18 protein-coding genes are annotated in these 19017 nt (G+C 65.1%); 11 read left to right on the top strand and 7 right to left on the bottom strand.

Annotation, left to right across the window (positions count from 1 at the left end; all coding sequences use genetic code 11):
• Positions 1 to 64 precede the first annotated feature (64 nt).
• Positions 65 to 1267: a hypothetical protein gene (locus tag L1O03_RS00270; RefSeq protein WP_236117436.1), complete on the top strand. Its 1203-nt coding sequence runs from the start codon at positions 65 to 67 to the stop codon at positions 1265 to 1267.
• Between the two features lie 168 nt (positions 1268 to 1435).
• Here L1O03_RS00270 and L1O03_RS00265 read toward each other — a convergent pair whose 3' ends face one another.
• Entirely contained in the window at positions 1436 to 2998 is a 1563-nt protein-coding gene (locus L1O03_RS00265; protein WP_236117435.1) for an inorganic phosphate transporter, read from the bottom strand.
• A 601-nt stretch (positions 2999 to 3599) separates the two neighbouring features.
• Between L1O03_RS00265 and L1O03_RS00260 the strand changes: the two genes are divergently transcribed.
• The 5 genes from L1O03_RS00260 (at position 3600) to L1O03_RS00240 (ending at position 7566) form a co-directional block, all read left to right on the top strand.
• A complete protein-coding gene (locus L1O03_RS00260) occupies positions 3600 to 3911 on the top strand; it encodes a hypothetical protein (RefSeq protein WP_236117434.1) in 312 nt (103 codons plus the stop codon).
• 58 nt (positions 3912 to 3969) lie between these two features.
• Positions 3970 to 5898, top strand: a complete 1929-nt coding sequence (locus L1O03_RS00255) for a M13 family metallopeptidase (protein ID WP_236117433.1) — start codon at positions 3970 to 3972, stop codon at positions 5896 to 5898.
• 36 nt (positions 5899 to 5934) lie between these two features.
• Complete coding sequence (locus tag L1O03_RS00250) at positions 5935 to 6909, top strand: alpha/beta hydrolase fold domain-containing protein (protein WP_236117432.1); 975 nt, start codon at positions 5935 to 5937, stop codon at positions 6907 to 6909.
• A gap of 145 nt (positions 6910 to 7054) precedes the next feature.
• Positions 7055 to 7315, top strand: coding sequence for a type II toxin-antitoxin system Phd/YefM family antitoxin (locus L1O03_RS00245; RefSeq protein WP_236117431.1), 261 nt, complete (start codon positions 7055 to 7057; stop codon positions 7313 to 7315).
• Positions 7312 to 7566, top strand: coding sequence for a Txe/YoeB family addiction module toxin (locus L1O03_RS00240; protein WP_236117430.1), 255 nt, complete (start codon positions 7312 to 7314; stop codon positions 7564 to 7566). The genes L1O03_RS00245 and L1O03_RS00240 overlap by 4 nt, the downstream gene beginning before the upstream one ends.
• Before the next feature lie 4 nt (positions 7567 to 7570).
• Here the strand turns inward: L1O03_RS00240 and L1O03_RS00235 are convergent, their stop codons facing one another.
• The 5 genes from L1O03_RS00235 to L1O03_RS00215 all read right to left on the bottom strand — a co-directional run bounded on the left by L1O03_RS00235 (position 7571) and on the right by L1O03_RS00215 (position 11507).
• The gene (locus L1O03_RS00235) at positions 7571 to 8392 is read right to left on the bottom strand and encodes a VOC family protein (protein ID WP_236117429.1); all 822 of its coding nucleotides are present in this window, start codon (positions 8390 to 8392) and stop codon (positions 7571 to 7573) included.
• On the bottom strand, positions 8392 to 8700 hold the full coding sequence (locus L1O03_RS00230; RefSeq protein WP_236117428.1) for an RNA-binding S4 domain-containing protein: 309 nt from the start codon (positions 8698 to 8700) through the stop codon (positions 8392 to 8394). The genes L1O03_RS00235 and L1O03_RS00230 overlap by 1 nt, the downstream gene beginning before the upstream one ends.
• Positions 8701 to 8807: 107 nt before the next feature.
• Positions 8808 to 9485 carry a LysE family translocator gene (locus L1O03_RS00225; RefSeq protein ID WP_236117427.1) on the bottom strand — a complete coding sequence of 226 codons (678 nt, stop codon included), beginning with the start codon at positions 9483 to 9485 and terminating at the stop codon, positions 8808 to 8810.
• The gene (locus L1O03_RS00220; RefSeq protein ID WP_236117426.1) at positions 9485 to 10210 is read right to left on the bottom strand and encodes an SDR family oxidoreductase; all 726 of its coding nucleotides are present in this window, start codon (positions 10208 to 10210) and stop codon (positions 9485 to 9487) included. Before L1O03_RS00220 ends, L1O03_RS00225 begins: the two co-directional genes overlap by 1 nt.
• Before the next feature lie 421 nt (positions 10211 to 10631).
• Positions 10632 to 11507 carry an alpha/beta hydrolase gene (locus L1O03_RS00215; protein ID WP_236117425.1) on the bottom strand — a complete coding sequence of 292 codons (876 nt, stop codon included), beginning with the start codon at positions 11505 to 11507 and terminating at the stop codon, positions 10632 to 10634.
• A gap of 633 nt (positions 11508 to 12140) precedes the next feature.
• Here L1O03_RS00215 and L1O03_RS00210 point away from each other — a divergent pair.
• The 4 genes from L1O03_RS00210 (at position 12141) to pnuC (ending at position 17306) form a co-directional block, all read left to right on the top strand.
• Positions 12141 to 12812: a sugar O-acetyltransferase gene (locus L1O03_RS00210; protein WP_236117424.1), complete on the top strand. Its 672-nt coding sequence runs from the start codon at positions 12141 to 12143 to the stop codon at positions 12810 to 12812.
• A gap of 306 nt (positions 12813 to 13118) precedes the next feature.
• Positions 13119 to 13358 carry a hypothetical protein gene (locus L1O03_RS00205; RefSeq protein ID WP_236117423.1) on the top strand — a complete coding sequence of 80 codons (240 nt, stop codon included), beginning with the start codon at positions 13119 to 13121 and terminating at the stop codon, positions 13356 to 13358.
• Between the two features lie 783 nt (positions 13359 to 14141).
• Positions 14142 to 16553 (top strand): ATP-dependent RNA helicase, encoded by a 2412-nt coding sequence (locus L1O03_RS00200; RefSeq protein ID WP_236117422.1) that lies wholly within the window; start codon positions 14142 to 14144, stop codon positions 16551 to 16553.
• A gap of 30 nt (positions 16554 to 16583) precedes the next feature.
• Positions 16584 to 17306, top strand: coding sequence for a nicotinamide riboside transporter PnuC (gene pnuC / locus L1O03_RS00195; RefSeq protein WP_236117421.1), 723 nt, complete (start codon positions 16584 to 16586; stop codon positions 17304 to 17306).
• A gap of 4 nt (positions 17307 to 17310) precedes the next feature.
• Here the strand turns inward: pnuC and L1O03_RS00190 are convergent, their stop codons facing one another.
• Positions 17311 to 18087, bottom strand: a complete 777-nt coding sequence (locus L1O03_RS00190) for a TSUP family transporter (RefSeq protein ID WP_236117420.1) — start codon at positions 18085 to 18087, stop codon at positions 17311 to 17313.
• Positions 18088 to 18334: 247 nt separating this feature from the next.
• Here L1O03_RS00190 and L1O03_RS00185 point away from each other — a divergent pair, with 247 nt between their 5' ends.
• Positions 18335 to 19015, top strand: a complete 681-nt coding sequence (locus L1O03_RS00185; protein WP_236117419.1) for a hypothetical protein — start codon at positions 18335 to 18337, stop codon at positions 19013 to 19015.
• Positions 19016 to 19017 lie beyond the last annotated feature (2 nt).

Genomic DNA, 19017 nt, shown 5'->3' with positions numbered 1-19017 from the left:
TGACAGCATCCTGCGATATCCTGTGAAAACATCCAGACTTTTAATACCTAGAGAAGGATGCTGTATGGCACGTCATCACGACTTCTACCAATCACTCCACCTCCCCAGAGAAGCGTCCACGGAGGAGCTGCGCTCCGAATTGGAGGGCCGGCTCAACGCGCTGCGCTCCGAGGGCGTGTCCACAGGCGACGCCCGCTACCAGCAGACAAAGGTTGCCGCCGACATCCTCGGCGATGAGCAGCGCCGCTCCCTCTACAACGCCCGCCTCGACGACGACTCCGCCCCGGACATGAACATCCCCGCCCTGCGGGCCCTGGCCTCGTCGGGGGCGTTCCCGGACGAGTACTCCCACCAGCACGCGCAGCCGGAGCACGCGCAGCCGGCGCGCGGCGCATCCTCGAACGGAGCGCACGCCGCTGATTCTCAGCAGCAAGGGCAGCAGCCGCAGCAGAGCTACCAGCAGCAGAGTTACCAGCAGCAGCCGGCACAGCTCTCGGCTCCCCGTCAGCCCAAGGCACTGCCGGGTCTCCCTGAAACGATTACCATGCCGACCACTGCCAAGGTGATGGAGTGGGCCATCGCCGTGGCTGGGGTGTTCTCCTTCCTGTGGCTCATCGTCGGCTTCGTTGCTAACTATCGTGTGACGTCGGGAATCGACCTCATCATCAAACAGGCCGGGGAAGTCAAGAATTCGGATACGCGGGACCTTCTTGATGTCCTTAATCTCTTTGGGGTGGGACGAGGGATTACCTCCTTCGATGTCGATGGCACAGTCAGTCAGTTCCAGTCGACGGTGACCCGCTCAGCCCTCAGCGCGGTCGTGCTGCCTTCGGTCGCCCTGGCTGTGATTGGAGCTCTGGGGGCTATCGTGCTGCTCGTGTGGAGCACGAAGGTCCGTACGCACGAGGCGCCTATTGCCACTTTCTCCGCGCTGATCGTTCTTCTTTTCGGCAGCCTCCTGGGCGCTATGGGAAACATTGCCGGTGTGTTCGGCACGGCACTCTTCAGCGTGGCGACCATCGGCTTCCTCGTCGCCGCCGTGTGCTCCCTCCTGCCGCAGACCCGCGCATGGTACGACGGCAAGAATGCCGATCAGATCGCTCAGTCCTCGTCTCAGCCCCAGCAGGCGTGGTTCCAGCAGCAGCCCCAGCAGGCTCAGCAGCCCTACCAGGGCTACCAGGGTTACCAGCAGCAGGGCCAGCAGCCCTACCAGGGCTACCAGCAGAATCCGGAGCAGGGGAACCAGAACCCCTCTCAGTGGTCCTAGCCTCGGCTCGTAGCCTCCGGGCCCAGACCCAAACGCCCCGCTGAACCCCGGGCACTGCCCGCATAAGAAGACCCCCGCCGCGTTCGTCGCGGTGGGGGTTTCGTGTGTTCGCTGGGGTGAGGGGCGGTGGGTGGGCGTCGAGCCCACGAGCCTTCCAGGCCCCGGGGTTTAGCCGAAGATGGCGCGCAGGGCGATGACGCCCACGGAGGAGACGATCGCGGCCGCCGGCAGGGTGATGACCCAGGCGAGGGCGATGGGCTTCATGAGGCCCCAGTTGGCGGCGCGGTTGACGATGCCGACGCCCAGCACGGCGCCGATGAGGATGTGCGTCGAGGAGACCGGGAGGCCCAGGACCGAGGAGCCCATGACCACGGCGGCGGCGGCGAGCTCGGCGGAGAAGCCGGAGGCGGGGTGCATCTCGGTGAGGCCGGAGCCAACGGTTTGGATGACGGAGCGGCCGATGAACCAGAGGCCGCAGACGAGGGCGAGGCCCATCGCGAGCATGACGGCCGGGGGGACGGCGGCTTTTTCGTTGATCTCGCCGGTCTTGAGGACGTCGAGGATGGCGGCGAAGGGGCCGATGGCGTTCGCGATGTCGTTGGATCCGTGGGAGAACGCGAAGGCGGAGGCGGTGAACACCTGCATCCAGGAGAACATGAGGAAGGTGGAGCGCTCGAGGGCGTGGCGGCGCAGGGTCTTCGCGAAGATGAAGACGGCCATCCACACGGCGGCGCCGATCATGATGAGGATGACGATGTTTCCGGCATTATCGATGCTGAGGTGGAGGTTCTTCAGCCCCTTGAAGAGCATCATCGCACCAATGACGATGGCGCCCAGCGCGGCGAGCAGCGGCACCCACAGCTCGAGGGCCCGGGTGGCGTGGACCTTCTCCTCTTCCTCGTTGAGGTCGTGGAGTTCGCGGTAGTAGTCGGACTCGAGGTCGTCGCGGGAGTAGTCGCCCTGGAGGACGGTGACGGAGTCACGCGCCATCGCGTTGGTGTAGGAGATCTGCTGGATCTCGGTGAGGCGCTCGAAGCGGGTCTTGTGGTCTTCCTTGAGCTTCGCGCGCTTGACGCGGAGGTCGCGCAGGGAGCTGTCCGCCTGGTCGTTGTAGACGAGGATGTAGCGCTTCACGATGGAGAAGAGCGCATAGGCCACGATGCCGCCCAGGATCGGGGAGAGCACCCAGGAGATGACGATCTGCCCGATGCCACCCCACTGCACCATGTTCCAGCCGCCCGTGCCGTCCATGAAACCGACGGTGAGCGCCGCGCCCACAATGCCGCCGATGATGGAGTGCGTCGTGGAGACAGGCCAGCCCATTTTCGTCGCGACGAGCAGCCAGATCGCCGCGCCGAGCAGGGAGGACATCATGATGAAGGCGAAGTCCATGGGCTGGAGGTGAATGGAGCTGAGATCAACGATGCCGGAGCGCACCGTCTCCGTCACCTCACCGCCGGCGAGAACCGCGCCGCCGACCTCGAAGACCGCGGCCACGAGCAGCGCCTGCTTCATGGTCAGGGTGCCCGCACCCACCGAGGTGCCAAAGGAATTCGCCACGTCATTGCCTCCGATATTGAAGGCCATGAACATGGCGAACAAAATTGTCACGATGAGAACGGCACCACCCGTCCCGTTACCCACGTAGCCATGCGACCAAAACGTAAAAACCACGAGGGTGACGGCGAGGATCGCACCGAACGTCAGGTGCCACACGAGATCGGTCTTCATGCTGTTATCAGGTAAAGAATCGACGCTTAACTGGGTCACGGTCGGCCTAGTCCTTCCACGATGTACACATACCTTTCACGATTCTTCGCCGCGAAGATTACGGAATCGGGCCCTCAAGGTAAACACAACGTAAACTCTTTTGTGCTTCTCAGCACACCAGAGGTTTCATAGCAGCACCTTATGACATTTCTTACACTTCACGCCCTTGTGAAAAGGCAAGAAAATACTATGGTCATAAATGACCCTGGGCATGCACTATGGGAAGGGGGTCACAACGACCAGCATGGATCTCGCACAGTTGACGTCCACACTCTCTCCCACGACGGCGCAAGCCCCATCCTTATCGAGGCGGCACATACCCTCAATCGTCGTGACTCCGAGCGTTCAAAAAACCGCGCCAATCGCTCCGAGCGCTCAGGGCTCCCTACCCATGGCAAGTATTGCGGACCAGGACACAGCGGCCCAGGGAGCCCGGATGACACGCTGGATTCCCTCTGCCACCAGCATGATAAGCGCTGCGGAGACACAGGGCACCTGGAAGCCCCTGCAATCCGGAAGCCCCTGCAACCCCTTCAAGTAGCAATCGATAGGTGGTGAAACCATGCGTCGCCCTTCCCTCCCGCGCGACCCCCTCGGCATCGCGATCCTGGTCATCGCACTGCTCTGCATCATTGTGCCCATCATCCTCACGCTCAGCGCGGGCGTCACCGTCTTTCGCTGCGCCGTTGTGACCGTGCCCATCGGCATCATTCTCAGCATCCTGTGCCTGTGGCAGAAGCGCTCCCGCGGGCTGCTGGTGGCCTCCATCGTGGGCGGGCTGGCGCCCATCCTGGAAGTGCTCCTCTTTATGCTCTTTTTACAGCTCGCGTACGTCGTGACCCTGGGGCACTGGCCGCCACCCACCTTCGGCTAAGGGGCGCCCGGCGGCGTCGCCTCGTCCGGGGGCGGGGCTTCTCACTACAGTGGTCCCCATGAACGATCTCTATTACTACGTTAATGGCCCCTGGCTGAAGAGCCACACGATTCCCGAGGACCGCGCCGTGGACGGCACCTTCCACCTCCTCCGTGACCAGGCGGAGGAGGATGTTCATGCCATTGTTCGCGACGACGACCACCGCCCAGGCATCTTCTATTCCGGCTTCATGGACACGGACGCGATCAACGCCGCCGGGATGGAGCCCCTCGCGGAGGATCTGGCCCTGCTGCAGGCCGCGAACGTGGGCGAGTTCGCCGAGCACCTGGGGGCCCTCGACCGGCTGGGGGTGCCGGCGCCGCTGACGTTCTGGGTCGCGAAGGATTCCATCGGCGAGGATGCGGTGGCGTACCTCGTGCAGTCGGGGCTGGGCCTGCCCGATGAGGCCTATTATCGCGAGTCCGCCCACGCCGAGACGCTGCAGAAATACGAGAAGCATGTGGGGCGCATGCTCGAGTTCCTCAGCCCGGAGCAGCGCGCGGGACTGGACGCTGCCACGGCGGGGCAGCGCGTCGTCGCCCTGGAGAAGGACATCGCGGCGGGGCACTGGGATGTGGTGGCCACGCGCGATGCGATGAAGACCTATAACCCCACGGAGATCGACGATCTGCCGGAGGTCATCCAGCGGCTGCTCGCCGGCGCGGGCCTGAAGGGGCAGCGCGTGATCTCCATGATGCCGAGTTATGTGGAGCACCTCGCGTCCCTGCTCAGCGAGGATCGGCTGGCGGATTGGCAGCTCTGGGGCGCGTGGCAGGTGCTCAACGCGCGCTCGACGCTGCTGCCGGAAGAGGTGGGCGACGCGAACTTCGCCTTCTACGGCACGGCCCTCAGCGGGGCCACCAAGCAGCGCGATCGCTGGAAGCGCGGCGTCTCCCTCGCGGAGCAGATGGTGGGCCATGAGATCGGCCAGCTCTTCGTGGAGAAGCACTTCCCCGCCTCCCACCGCGCGGAGATGCAGCAGCTGGTCCACTACCTCATCGAGGCCTACCGCGAGCGCATCTCCCAGCTCAGCTGGATGACGGAGGCCACCCAGCAGCGGGCGCTGGTGAAGCTGGACAAGTTCAAGGCGAAGATCGGCTACCCGGACCGCCCCCGCACCTACGATGGGCTGGAGCTCCAGCCCGGCGGCGAGCACCTGCTGGACAACGTCCGTCGCGGCGCCTCCTACCTGCACGATTATGAGCTGAGCAAGCTCGGGCACCCCGCCGACCGCGACGAGTGGTTCGCCACCCCGCAAACGGTCAACGCCTTCTACAACCCCGTCGTCAACGACATCACCTTCCCCGCCGCGATCCTCCGCCCGCCCTTCTACAACCCGGAGGCCGACGCCGCGGAGAACTTCGGCGCGATCGGCGCGGTGATTGGCCACGAGATCGGCCACGGTTTCGACGACCAGGGCTCCCGCTACGACGGCAACGGGGACCTCAACTCCTGGTGGAACGACGAGGACCGCGAAGCCTTCACCGCCCTCACCGACCGGCTGGTCGCCCAGTACGACGGGCTGGTGCCCACCGTGCTCAAGGAGGCGGGCATCGAGTCCTCGGGCGTCAATGGCAGCTTCACGCTGGGCGAAAATATCGGCGACCTGGGCGGATTGGGGATTGCCGTCGTCGCCTACCACAACTGGGTGAAGGACCACGGGGAATCGGAGGAGCTCCCCTTCGAGGCCGAGGGGGCAGACCCGGAGCTCGCGACCCGCACATTCACCGGGCTGCAGCGGCTCTTCCTCTCCTGGGCGCGGGTGTGGCGCACGGCGATCCGCCCGGAGATGGCGCAGCAATACCTGGCCATCGATCCCCACTCCCCCGCCGAGTTCCGCTGCAATGTCATCGCGGCGAATATCGCGGAGTTCTACGAGGCCTTCCCCGAGGTCACGGAAGATTCCCCGATGTGGATCGCGCCAGAGAACCGCGTCACCATCTGGTAGGGCCCGCTCCGCTCGGCGCCGGCTAGGCTGGTGGCCATGACGTCTACGCCCCACCAGCCCTCCGAGCACTCCGAGCCCGGCGCGCACTCCGCCGAGCACTCCCGCCCCGCCGCCCCGGATCCCTCCCTGCCGGCGGAGGAACGCGAGGCCGCCGAGCGCGCGGCGTTCCGCGTCGGCGGCTGGGAGGAGAAGCTGAGCCCCGAGGAGCAGTTGGAGCAACTCGCCAGCTACCTCGACGCCCACCACCCCCTCCCTGACCTCACCCCGCCCTGGCGGGGCGGCAGCGGCGACCCCACCGAGGCGGACAACTACTTCGCCCGCCTTCCCGATCGCAGCACGCACGCCGCCATGCTCATGCTGGGCTCTGGCCTCGATCACGCGATGCCGGGCGTCGCCTTCCCCGGCGGCGTCACCCTCCGCGACCTGCCCGGCCAGCCCGCCTGCATCCTGGAACCCAGCTCCCCCTCCGGGCGCTGGGCGGTCTCCCTCCACGGCGGCGGCTGGTGGCGGGGCTCCGGCACCGCCCTCGACATGCAATGGCGCCCCGAGGTCGCCGGCGCCGCCGAGGTCTCCGGCACCACGATCATCGACGTCGACTACCCCCTCCTCCCCGCCGCCAGCCTCGCTGAGATTCTCGACGCCACCAGCCAGGCGATCCGCCACGCCCGCCTCCAGGGGGCCCAGTCGGTGAGCCTGTGGGGCGCCGATTCCGGCGCTGCGCTGGCCCTTCTCCTGGCAGAGAAGGCGGACTCGCTGGTGCTCACCTTCCCGGAGCTCCAGAGCCTGGGCGCCCTCCCGGAGAGCGCCGGCCCCATCCCGGACCTCCCCGAACCCGAGCGCTGGCCGCGCACCCTCGTCCAGATCGCCGAGCACGACGAGCTCACCGAACCGCCCGCCTCACTGCCCGCGAATGCCACAGTGAGGGCGTATATCTCCCAGCACTGGATCTCCACGCCAGAGGTTGCCCGGCAGCGGATCACGGATGTGGCGGAGTTTCTCAAGGAGGACTAACCCGGGCCTCACCACTACTAGGGCCTTTCATCCCTCAGCCCTGAAGCTGCCGCCCGCACCCCTTCCTTGACCACACGTACAATATCTCGTACGCTTTGCGTGACATGTGCGCGCCAGCACGATACGAGACCACGAGGAGGTCATCATGCGGACCATGTCGTACTCCGAGTCACGGGCCCACTATGCCGAGGCCCTCAGCAGCGCGGTGGACGACCACGAGGAAGTCATCATCACCCGCAGCGGTAAGGGGTCTGCGGTTCTTCTCTCCCTTGATGACTACAACTCACTCGTGGAGAGCGCGTACCTCATGCGATCACCACGCAATGCCCAACGCCTCCTGGAGGCCGTCGAACGACTCAACAATGGCGAGGGCATCTCCCACGATCTTCTCGAGGCCGATGAATGATTCTCATCTGGGACGAGAACGCGTGGGAGGACTATCTGTATTGGCAACAGCAGGACAGGAAGATCCTCAAGCGGATTAATCGCCTCATCGAGGATATTTCCCGACACCGGAATGAAGGAATCGGGAAACCCGAGCCCCTGAAGAGCAATCTCTCCGGATACTGGTCTCGACGGATCAACCACGAGCACCGACTGGTGTACAGAATCTCAGGAGAAAAAATACTTATTGCCTCCTGCCGCTACCACTTTTAGAGGTTCACATCTCCCCTAGGTCCAGCCCGTGCAGCGGGTCGGCTTCGGAGATGTCCTCGGGGGCGGGCGGGTCGACCTCGCAGAGGGTGATGGTGGCGCCGGTCGGGTCGGAGGCCAGGAGCATCCGGCCGAATTCGGAGTCGTGGGGTTCGCGGATGATCTCGCCGTGGGATTCGGTGATGGTGCGGGCGGCGTCGTCGGCATTGGCGACCCCAAGGAAGGCCTGCCAGAAGCTGGGGACCTGGGGCGGGAAGTGGCCTTCGGCGTCGCGGACTCCGCAGAAGGGGGCGCCGTCCATGAGGGCGGTGGTGTAGCGGAGCGCGGAGCCGGCGCCGCCGTCGATGGTGCTGGTGGCCCAGCCGAAGAGCTCCTCGTAGAAGGTGAGGGCATTGTCGTAGCCGGTGGTGGCGGTGAGCTCGTGCCAGACGGGGGTGCCGGGTTCGCCGGCGGCGATGAATGCCTCTTCACCTGGGGGTTCGATGAGCCCAAGGAGCGCCCCGGCGGGGTCGGCGAGGAGCGCCATGCGGCCGAGGCGGACGTCGGCGATGGGGCTGAGGATGCGGGCACCGAGCTGTTCGGCGCGCTCGACGTCGGCCTCGAGGTGATCGGCGAGGAAGTAGGTCACCCACGTGTCGGGGAAGGGGGCGTCCTCGGGTTGGGTGACGATGCCCGCCACGGGCAGCCCCTCCTTGCGAGCCAGGCGGTAGTCCTCCCCCTCGCATTCCCAGCCCAGCAGCGTGGAGTAGAAGTGCGCGGAGCGGGCCGGGTCGGAGCTCAGCAGCTCAATCCAGTAGGGCATGCCGCCCAGGGCTTCGAACGCGGGCATTAGAGGTTCCTCCACTTCTCGGGGTCAAAGTCATCATCGGCGGTGGCTTCGTCGAAGTAGTCGTCGTCGGTGTCGGTGCTCACCCGGCTGCTGGCGAGCGCGGATCCGGTAGTGGGGTCCATGAGGGCCACGAGGTCCCCCTCGGTAAGGGTCCGGCCGCGCCGCACCTCAACCTCGCCGTTGACCTGCACCATTCCGCTGGCGATGAGTTCCTTGGCTTCTCCCCCGGTGGCAGCGAGGTTGGCCAGCTTCACGAACTGCCCAAGCTTGATGCTGTCCCCTCTGATCGCGACATCCTCGGTATGCATGGGGGCTAGTCTATCCCCTTCTCTATCCCCTCCCGCCGTCCGCGCCCGCCCTAGCGGGGGCTGCCCGCCCTAGCGGGGGCTGCCCGCCCTAGCGGGGGCTGCCCGCCCTAGCGGGGGCTGAGCAGCCGGGGCAGCCCGAAGCCCTGCCACGCCTCGTAGAACAGCACGCCGGCTACCCCGAGGAAGACCACCCCCGCCCCCATGTCCAGCGCCCCGCTGTGCCTCAGCAGGAAGGCCGCGAGGGTCCGCACCGCCAGCGCCACCCCCACAAACCACGCGAGTCCAATGAGGATGAGCAGCACCGCCATCCCCAGCCGCGCTCCCCAGCCCAGCTCCGGCGTGATGAACTGCGCAAACACCGCACCAAAGAAGAGGAGCGCCTTGGGGTTCGACATGTTGGTGAGGATCCCGAGCCGCAGCATCGCACCTGGCGTCGTGGGTGGTGCCGACGACGCCTCCCCGACGCTCTCCACCGGCCGGGCTCCGTCGCCACGGACTTGCGCCCACCCGCCGCGGACGGCACCGATTCCCATGATGAGCAGCAGGATGCCGCCCACGAGCTGGAGCGCGGAGAGCGTCTCCTGGTGGGTGCTGATGAGGGCGGAGAGTCCGGCGAGGCTCGCGAGGATCCACACGGTGTTGCCCACCATGATGCCGAGCGCACACCAGATGCCCGCCTGGCGGGTGCGGCTGCCGACACGCACAATCTGGACCACATCCGGCCCGGGGGACGCCAGCGCCATGAGCCAGACCCCGATGAGGGTGAGGAGGGCGGACAGGCTCATCAGATTTGGTCGCCGGCCATGATGTTCATGGTGTCAATGTTCACGCGCGGCGGGAGGGAGGCCACCCAGCGGATGGCCTCCCCGATATCCTCCGCCAGCAGGTTGATCTTGTCCTTGTACACGGCCTCGGCGCGGGATTCATCCCCGTTGAAGCGGACGAGGGAGAAGTCGGTGGCGACGCGGCCGGGGTCGATCTCACAGACGCGGACGTGCTTCTCCGCATTCTCAATCCGCAGCACGCGGGTGAGCGCACGGAGGCCGAACTTCGCCGCGTTATAGCCGGATCCGCCCTCGTAGGGGGTGATGCCGGCGATCGACCCGATGTTGATGATGAGCCCCTGGGATTCGCGGAGCTTCGGAAGCAGCGCCTGGGTGACGCGCACGGTGCCGAGCACATTCGTGTCATACATCCAGCGCCAGTCGTCGAGAGTGGTCTCCTCGACGGGCTCCAGCCCCTTCGCCCCGCCGGCGTTGTTGACCAGGAGGTCCACGCGCTCGACCTGCGCTGCGAAGGCGGCCACGGAGGCGTCATCGGTGACGTCGAGTTCGACGGCCGTCCCGCCGATCTCCTCGGCGATGCGCTGGAGGCGATCCAGGCGTCGAGCTGCGACGATGACGTGCCAGCCGTCGCCGGCCAGGGCCCGCGCGGCGGCCTCCCCGATCCCCGAGGAACCCCCGGTGACTACCGCTACTCGCGTAGATTGTTGAGTCAGAGAATGTTCCATGAGTTCACCATAGAGGATGGAGCTTTATTGGGCAAGGACCAATAGCGTATACCTGCACTGCTCGACAACCAGTGTTTCAAAGAAAATTATGACAATAGCCCCGAATGAGACGACCAATCCCTTAGTTGACCCATGCGTGATTCTAGCGATTTTAACAAAATGAAGATACTGTAGGCCACATGCTTGACTTCATGTCGTCGACCACAAAAAGAGCAGTATCAAGGATACATTTTAAAGCAGAGACAACCCTGCAATCCCTAGAATTTCTAGATAATAATAATTCACTACCTATAAAAGCTTTTCCTCCAATTAGGGCCTAGACTCTAATATTTTCTCACAACATTATGGAAAACTTCTCCTTATAGCGGACGCCCTCACTTTTCACGACACTCTTCACTACGCAACGGCGCATAACGCCCCTCTAGATACTACTGAGAAGGAAGCTCTCCGTCACCGTTGTCACTAATTGAAACCCAAGAGATCCAGCACCCTGGGAGTCGAAAGCATGATCCGCTGCCGGTACACGAACGAGTTTCACGTCCACTCCACTAGTCCGCGCTTCCTTGACAAAATCCTCTACGGAATCCGGGGGAACAAATGTATCATGCTCGCCCTGAATAATGAGTGTTCGCGGTGCACCCCGGTGAATCCACCGACTACTGGAGGCTCTTTCGAACGCCTCTGGATTCTTATCTTCATCTGCACCCACATACTCGCGTGCTGCATTTCCAGCCCCAAGGGTCCGCACTCGAGCAACAGCGTTGACATCAACAGTCGGATATAGCGCCACAACAGCTTGCGGACGAAAAGGCGAAGAATCCTCTGCTGCCCGATACGCTGCACTCAATGCCAGGCCTCCTCCCGCGGAGTCCCCAAACAGGACAACCCGTTGTGGGTCTCCACCCCATTGCGCTGCATGCTCAACACACCAGCGATACGCACCCAATACCTGTCCCGGAACGCTATCTGCTGTTGGATGCTGTGGAGTAGCTAATTCATAGCTCGGTCGCAACACGAGGTATCCATGGTCGGCGAACCAACGGAGTGTGGCTGGCATGTGAGCATCCTGATTCCATCCGCCACCGTGAATATCGACGATGACAGGCCTCATCGCACGACCCTCAGGCTGTGCACCATATATCTCAACCTCCCCACTCGGATATTCACCTTGCGCAGGATAAGAAACCTGCAAATCCGGTAGTGTCTTCTCACTACTCATCGGGCCGGGGAGAAGTGCCTGGGCGATGGAGACCGAACCTCCATACCGGTAAGCTACCGCCATCGTGGATACGGTCACGCTGACCATCGTTGCCGTTGCACCGACACACAGTATGAGCGCTACACCAGCTGAGCAGCGCAACGACGCAGTGGAATTTCGGCGCTGCCATCGTCCCCAACCTGCGCATACCACTCCCACGACGCCCAGAATCACCCCTGCGGGTGCTACTGTCAACAGCACAACCGAGGCAAGAAACGCCACGGCATCAACCGGCCCCAGACCGTATGGAAGAAGGATCGCGAATACTATATATCCACAGAGGAAGAGCCCGAGGATCCATCCGACAATCACTCTCACGCGCGCACCGTTCATGTGGCCAGACTATCTCACTCTCTTCTGCGACCAGTCCAGTACTCATTATTTCATAATATTATGTATATTACCAAGAATAAACATTATTGCGCTCAAATAATATAATTCTCTCAACTGTTCCACACAGTTCTGACCCGATTATAAGAAGCGTGGCAGAGGGATATTATTGAACAACGGCATTTCCTACATGTTAGCCCTCGCGATCGACCTCGTTCACAATAAACAACCAAGCAAAATTCATCATTACAAGTGTAGCCCCAGTATCATCGATAGTTGTCGTGTACTATTTTCCTTCTTATAATGCCAGAATAATTATCTTCGATAGAGGATGTGAAACACATGCCCAATAACAACGACAACACGGCTTTCAACCCCTGCTCTTCCCAACAGGATCTCATCCGTTGGACCGGCTTCGAGCGAATGGCCGCTGGTCAGTGGCACCTGACCGACGCCCCGGAGACGCTGGGGAAGCAGAAGCTCGCTACGGCTCGACGCCTCAAGGAGTTCAATGACCTGGCGAACACGGATCCCCAGCGGGCGGGGGAGCTGCTGCGGGAGATCCTCGCCCCAGGCTCGGATCCCATGGGGGTGCACGCGCCGCTCCAGGTGGAGTATGGGCGCAATACGTTCCTCGATTCGGGGGTGTTTCTCAACTACAACACGGTGATTCTGGACTCGGCGCCGGTGCGCGTGGGCGAGGGCTCGATGCTCGCGCCGAATTGTCAGCTCCTCACCATCAACCACCCGGTACATGACGTCGCGATGCGACGCGCAGGGTGGGAGAAGGCGGAGCCGATCACCATCGGCAAGGACGTGTGGCTAGGCGGCGGGGTCATCGTGCTGGGCGGCGTGACGATCGGCGATGGCGCCGTGATCGCCGCCGGCGCGGTGGTGACCAAGGACATCCCGGCGGGAAGCATCGCGATGGGAGTGCCGGCTCGCGTGGTGGGCACCGTGGATGAGGAAAAGTTCGAGCGCGTAGAACTCGAGGACGATGCCCCGGCGGTGTAGCTGGCGGGGGCTCGCCGCCTGCGGTCTCACCGGATTGTTTCGGGACGTGCGTCTTCACTAACGCTTATGGGCCGACCAGGTTGTGAGGGGCCGAGGTGTCCACCACGAAAAGGCTTATCACTTTCTTGCTCGTTGGCCCATCGTTCAATGTCCTGGTCAGTAAATTGTGTGCCATCACTGGCAGTCCATGTTCTCATAGTAAACCTACCTCTCGGAGAGTCTTTTTCGACGCTTTCCTTGCATGGACGATCAACCATCCATCCGTGATGCAGACAGCAAAGAATTGATAGCGAGGTGGAATCCATCATGACTCATGTTGACGCTACTGTCACCCGCGATGGTCAGTGGTGGCTGGTAGAGGTCCCGGAATTCGATATCTCCGGACAAGCGGCCCGGCTGACAGATGCTGAAGACGTTGCCCGAGAGATCACCGCACTGTGGTTAGACGTACCCGAAGAGGATGTCTCCGTCACTCTCACTCAGGTTAGGCCAGACCTCCAGAAGCGCGTGCCTGAGGAAAGAGGAGCAAGGAGGCGCTTCAGCTGATGTACGCGCATCAGGCATTGCTTTAAGGACACCCTAGCGTCTCATCAACCCTGCTGCACGATCCTCCTATCGACCGCCTGCACTATTCACGCCTAATAGCGTAATGACAACACAAGAAACAAAAATTGCGGACAATATCCAGGTATATCCATTACCAGGCCACAACTGACCGCATACCAGCAGTAGGACCATCAATATAGTACTTGCTACAGCAGTCCACATCACGCGCTTGCCGCATGTGCTTCTCGATCTCCATATCAACCACCACATTACGGCCAGCATTCCTACATCGACATACACTGCGCTAGAAGCCATATCTCCTCCTTAATGTCCACCACAAGCATCGATCAATCAGTCACACATAGAATATTGATACCCGGAGAACTGCCCATCATTCTGTTGCCACCACGGCCCTCTGAGGATCCTGCACAACCCTCCTCCGCAATTGACACGACCACTTCACGGTGTGTCATTATCGTCGAGCCCGTCAATCAATAACCATGAAGGTGCTAAATTTCCCCCGTCCGGGTGTGAACGAAAGTCACTTTTTGTAGTTTTTTGCAGTCAAAGAGACTTTTAGCCGGAGCACACACCGAAGCAGCTAGCAGCACCAGCCGGCATCCGCCCTCCCCGCCCCACCACTCCTCCGCCACACGGAGACCTACTACCGTGGTGAATCAGAACAACCCGCCGCTTCTGGTCGTCTCCCGCGGCCGCACTCCCCTCGGCCGCCCGGGGGATCCCCAGTCCACTCCGGCGTATCACCCAAGGAGCTTCCCTACGATGCCCCATCGCTTTTCCTGCGAGGCCATCGGCGCCGGTTTGCCGGTGTCGGCGGCTCTGTCCCGCTACGTCGAGGCCTCCGGCTCGGGCCGGCCGGTCATCCTCAGCGCCCCGCCGGGCACGGGCAAGACCACGCTCATTCCCCCGGCCACGGCCAATGAGGTGCCGGGCACCGTCGTGGTCACTATTCCACGACGGGTGGCGGTGCGGGCGGCGGCGCGTCGGCTCCGCGAACTCGCCCCGGAGATGCCCGGCGCGGTGGGGATCAGCATCCGCGGGGAGCACGTGCGGGGCGAGCGGGTGCAGTTCATGACGCCGGCGGTCCTGCTGCGGATGCTGCTGCGCGATCCGGAGTTGCCCGGGGTGTCGGCGGTGGTCCTCGATGAGGTCCACGAGCGCTCCCTGGACACTGACCTGTGCCTTGCGATGCTCCTGGAGCTCCGGGAATTGCGCGATGACCTGCTCCTTTCCATCATGTCGGCCACGCTCGACGCCTGCCGCTACGCGGAGCTCACGGGCGGTGTGCTCGTGGACGTGCCCGGGGTCATTCACCCCGTGGAGACCCGCTGGGCGCCGCATCCGGGCCGCGTCCACGGCAGCCCCGAGTTCTGGGATCACGTGGCCGATGAGGCCGCCGCGCTCCTCGGGGAGGTGGGCCCGTCGGGGCAGTCGGTGCTGGTCTTTGCCCCGGGCGCCCGGGAGATCGACGCCGTCTGCGCCCGGCTGCGCGCTCGCGTCGCCTGCCCGGTGCTGCCGCTGCACGGGCGTCTGAGCTCCGCGGAGCAGGATGAGGCGCTGCGCCCGCGCCCGGATGGTTCCCCGAGGGTCGTCGTCGCGTCGGCGGTGGCGGAGTCCTCGCTCACGGTGCCGGGGGTGCACGCGGTGGTGGATAGCGCGCTGTCCCGCGTCCCCAAGCGCGACGCCGCCCGCGGCATGACGGGCCTGGTCACGCAGCTGGCGGCTCGCGCCACGATGGAGCAGCGCCGCGGCCGCGCTGGTCGCGAGGGCCCGGGCATCTGCGTGCGGTGCTGCTCGGAGGAGGAGGCGGCCCGCGCCCCGCACTTCCCCGCCCCGGAGATCACGACGGTGGACCTCACCGCCGCCACGCTCGAGGTGGCGTGTTGGGGCACGCCGCGCGCGGAGGGCCTGGCGCTCCTCGATTCGCCGCCCGCCCAGGCGCTCGATGATGCGGAGGCTACGCTTCGCCGCCTGGGCGCCATCGATTCCGCAGGTCACGCCACGGATCGGGGCCGGCGTCTGGCGGAGTTGCCCCTCGATCCGCGGCTGGGCGCTGCCCTCGAGCGCTTCGGCGCGGGTGCCGCCCCGGTGCTCGCGGCGCTGGCGGAGGGCGCCTCGGGCGATCTCGCCCAGGCCGCGGGCTCCTTCCGCCGCCACCCGGAGACTCGCCGCCTGGAGCGCCTCGCCCCGCGCCCCGAGGACGCGGCCCACACTTCTCGACGCCCCCACCCCGGCGAGGTCATCGCCGCCGCCTTCCCTGACCGGGTGGCCCGCCGGCAGTCTGGGGCCGCGCCCGGCCGGGAGGAGGAATACCTGCTGGTCTCGGGGACGCGCGCGGTGCTCGGCCCGGAGTGCCAGGGGCTGCGCGGCCGGCCGTGGATTGCGGTCGCTTCTCTCACCCGCGGTGGGCGCCCGGGCGCGGCGGGGGTGGTGCGCGCTGCGGCGGCGCTCAGCGCCGAGGAGGCGGAGCGCGCGGTGGGCGTCGAGTCGGAGACCATCGCCCGGCTGGAGCAGGGGCGGCTGCGCTTCCGCGAGGTGCGCCGCCTGGGCGCGGTGGAGTTGAGCTCCACGCCGATCTCCCCGGACCCCGAGGTGGGCCGGGAGGCGGTGAGCGCGCTCCTCGCCGAGCACGGCTGGGACCTGTGGGCGGATCAGTGCGGGCCCTCCACTGCGGCGGGCCGGCTGGCCGCCCGGCTGGAGTTCCTCCACGAGCAGCTGGGCGAGCCGTGGCCGTCGGTGTGGTCGACGGACGTGTCCCTCTATGCCGCCCCGGAGGTGGAGCGGCTGGCCCAGGGGGCGCCGCTCGGCTCGGTGGATGTGCACGCGGTGGTGCAGCGGCTGCTGCCCTGGCCGGAGGCGCAGCGCCTGGATGAGCTGGCCCCGGCGGAGCTGACGTTGCCTTCGGGGCGGCGGCGCGCGGTGAGCTATGAGAGCGGGAGGCCCGTCGTGAAGACGAAGCTGCAGGATTGCCTGGGGCTGGTGGCCTCCCCGGAGGTGGCCGGCGGGGTGCGGGTGCAGTTTCATTTGCTCTCGCCGGCGGGGCGGCCGGTGGCGGTGACGGATGATCTCGCGAGTTTCTGGTCGGGGCCCTACCAGGGCGTTCGCGCGGAGATGCGGGGGCGCTATCCGAAGCACGCGTGGCCGGAGGATCCGCTCGCGGGGACGGGCGCGTAGCCCTCTCGCCCGCCGAGTACTCTCTGTGAGGTGAGTATTCTTTCCCATCTTCTGGACGCCACGATTTCCATCGGCGGGAGCGAGATTTTGTGGCGCGAGATCATCGGCAATGTCTTTGGTATGGCGTGCGCCTGGGGAGGGATGAAGCGCAAGGTGTGGGCGTGGCCGATTGGGATTATCGGCAACGTGCTGCTCTTCACCGTGTTCTTGGGCGGGGTTTTCCACACCCCGCAGGCGCTCGACTTATATGGACAAGCCGGCCGCCAGGTGATGTTCATCCTCGTGAGTGTCTATGGCTGGGCGCAGTGGTCGGCGGCGCGCCGCCGCGGCCTCCGGGAGAAGGAGGACACGGATCTGTCCCGCTCGATCGTGAGCACCCCCGCCGAGGAGGCCGACGCCGTGCAGCCGCGCTGGGCCTCCCCGCGCGAGCGCCTCTGGCTGCTCATTGCCGCGGCGGTGGGTTTTGTGCTCTTCGGCTGGGTCTTCGGCGCGCTGGGCTCCTGGGGCCCGTGGGCGGAGTCCTGGATTTTCGTCGGCTCCATTCTGGCCACGTATGGGATGGCGAAGGGTCTCACGGAGTTCTGGCTCATCTGGATTGGTGTCGACGTCGTGGGGGTCCCCCTGCTGCTCACCGCGGGCTACTACCCCTCTGCGGTGCTGTACCTGGTGTACGCGGGCTTCGTGCTGAGCGGCTTCTTCGTGTGGGTTCGCACCCAGCGGGAGGCGGCGGCTGCGCGCGTCGAGGCTGCTTAAGGGCCTACACGACGCCCACCTGCTGCAGGCTGAGGTAGATCGCCATGATCACCACCACGATGAGCAGCGCCCAGCGCACGAGCTTCACGCCCCCGCCGAGCACGGTCCGCGCCCCGAGGAGCGCGCCGCCCACGTTCGCCACCGCGAGCGCCAGCCCGAGCGTCCACCACACGTGCCCGCCGATGATGAAGACGATGAGCGCCCCGAGGTTCGTCGAGGCATTGACTACCTTGGCCAGCGCGGCGCTGCGCACGAAGTCCTGGGAGAGCACCGCGGTGACCACCATGATGAGGAACATGCCGGTGCCGGGGCCGAAGATGCCGTCATAGAACGCGATGAGCGCCACCCCACACAGCGCGAGCACGTGGCGCCGCCGGGGGATCTCTGACCAGGGTCTGCTCTGCCCCACCCCGAAGTTCGGGCGGAAGGCCACGAAGAGCCCCACGGCCACCATGAGGACGAAGACGATGGGGCGCATCGTGTCCTTCGCGACGAGCCCCGCGAGCCCCGCCCCCACCCCGGAGCTCACCAGCGCCAGGGGGATAGCCCGGGCGAGGATACTCCCCGGCGGCCGGGTTTTTCTCACCATGAGCACCGCCGCGGAGGAGGTGCCGGAGAATCCGGCCACCTTGTTGCAGGCCAGGACCGTCGCGTAGCTGAGCTGCGGGGCCACCGCCATGAGGATGGGAATGAGCAGGAGGCCTCCCCCGCCGATCACCGCGTCCACCCAGCCGGCGAGCCCCGCGCCAAGCAGGGCGATGATCCAGGCGCTCGTCGTCATGGGCGGCTCCTTCGTGGTGCTCTCGTGGCCGTCTGTAATGTGTGACTCAGAGTAACACCCGCCCCGGACATGAACGCCTGCCCCGCTGCGGCCGCCCCGCCCGCCCCCACACCCCTATGCGAAGGGCCTGGTCCGCCGTTAGAATGCGGGAAAGGCTAAGAATAAGCTGTGCGCGCGCCGGCCTCCCCACACCCTCCCGGGCGGGCCGTGCGGGGCGTACCGCGCGTACTCGACGGGAAGCGTAATCATGGAGCAACGAGGATCTTCGCAACAGCGGCCACGACGCACACGGGTGCTCCTCGCCGGGGCTCTGGGGCTCAGCCTCCTGGGGTCGGGGCTGGCGGGGTGTCAGCCCCAGCAGGGGGATCATCGCACGGCGCCGCTCAATGAGGAGCAGTCGCAGAGCTCCTCCGCCCTCCCCCAGCCGACGCTCAGCAGCCCCGCACCGGGCGGGGGCAGCGACTCCCCCAACCCCACCGTGGGCGCCTCGCAGGATTCCGCGTCCTCCGGCGGCGGCCAGGGCGGACAGTCCGGCCAGTCCGGCCAGCGCGGGACTACGGCCCCCGTCACGCAGCACCTGGAGCCCGGCTTCTACAGCTTCCCCATCTACGATGGCGCCCTGAATTGCGAGGTCGGGACGTCGTCGGCACCCTTCGCGGACTGTTGGGCGGACTTCACCACCACGTGGAAGGAGCACAGTGGGGACCATCGCCAGGTGAAGCGGGCGCAGTTCTTCACGGGCCCGGCGCGCATCGAGGTGACGGGCGATGCCGAGCACCCGCAGCGCGCGTACACGCCGGTGCAGGCGGGCGGCTCGGTGGCGGTGGGCAGCGTGATTGTGTCCTGGCCCAGCCCGGATGAGATCACCCTCACCCCCAACGGGCGGGATATGTTCCGCATCGGCCCGGATTATTACAGCGCCAACTAGCG

The sequence above is a fragment of the Corynebacterium uropygiale genome (assembly GCF_021568315.1).
In the GTDB taxonomy this organism is placed as follows: domain Bacteria; phylum Actinomycetota; class Actinomycetes; order Mycobacteriales; family Mycobacteriaceae; genus Corynebacterium; species Corynebacterium uropygiale.
The sequence above is the reverse complement of the archived record's forward strand: the minus strand, read 5'-3'. Positions and strand labels throughout refer to the sequence as shown.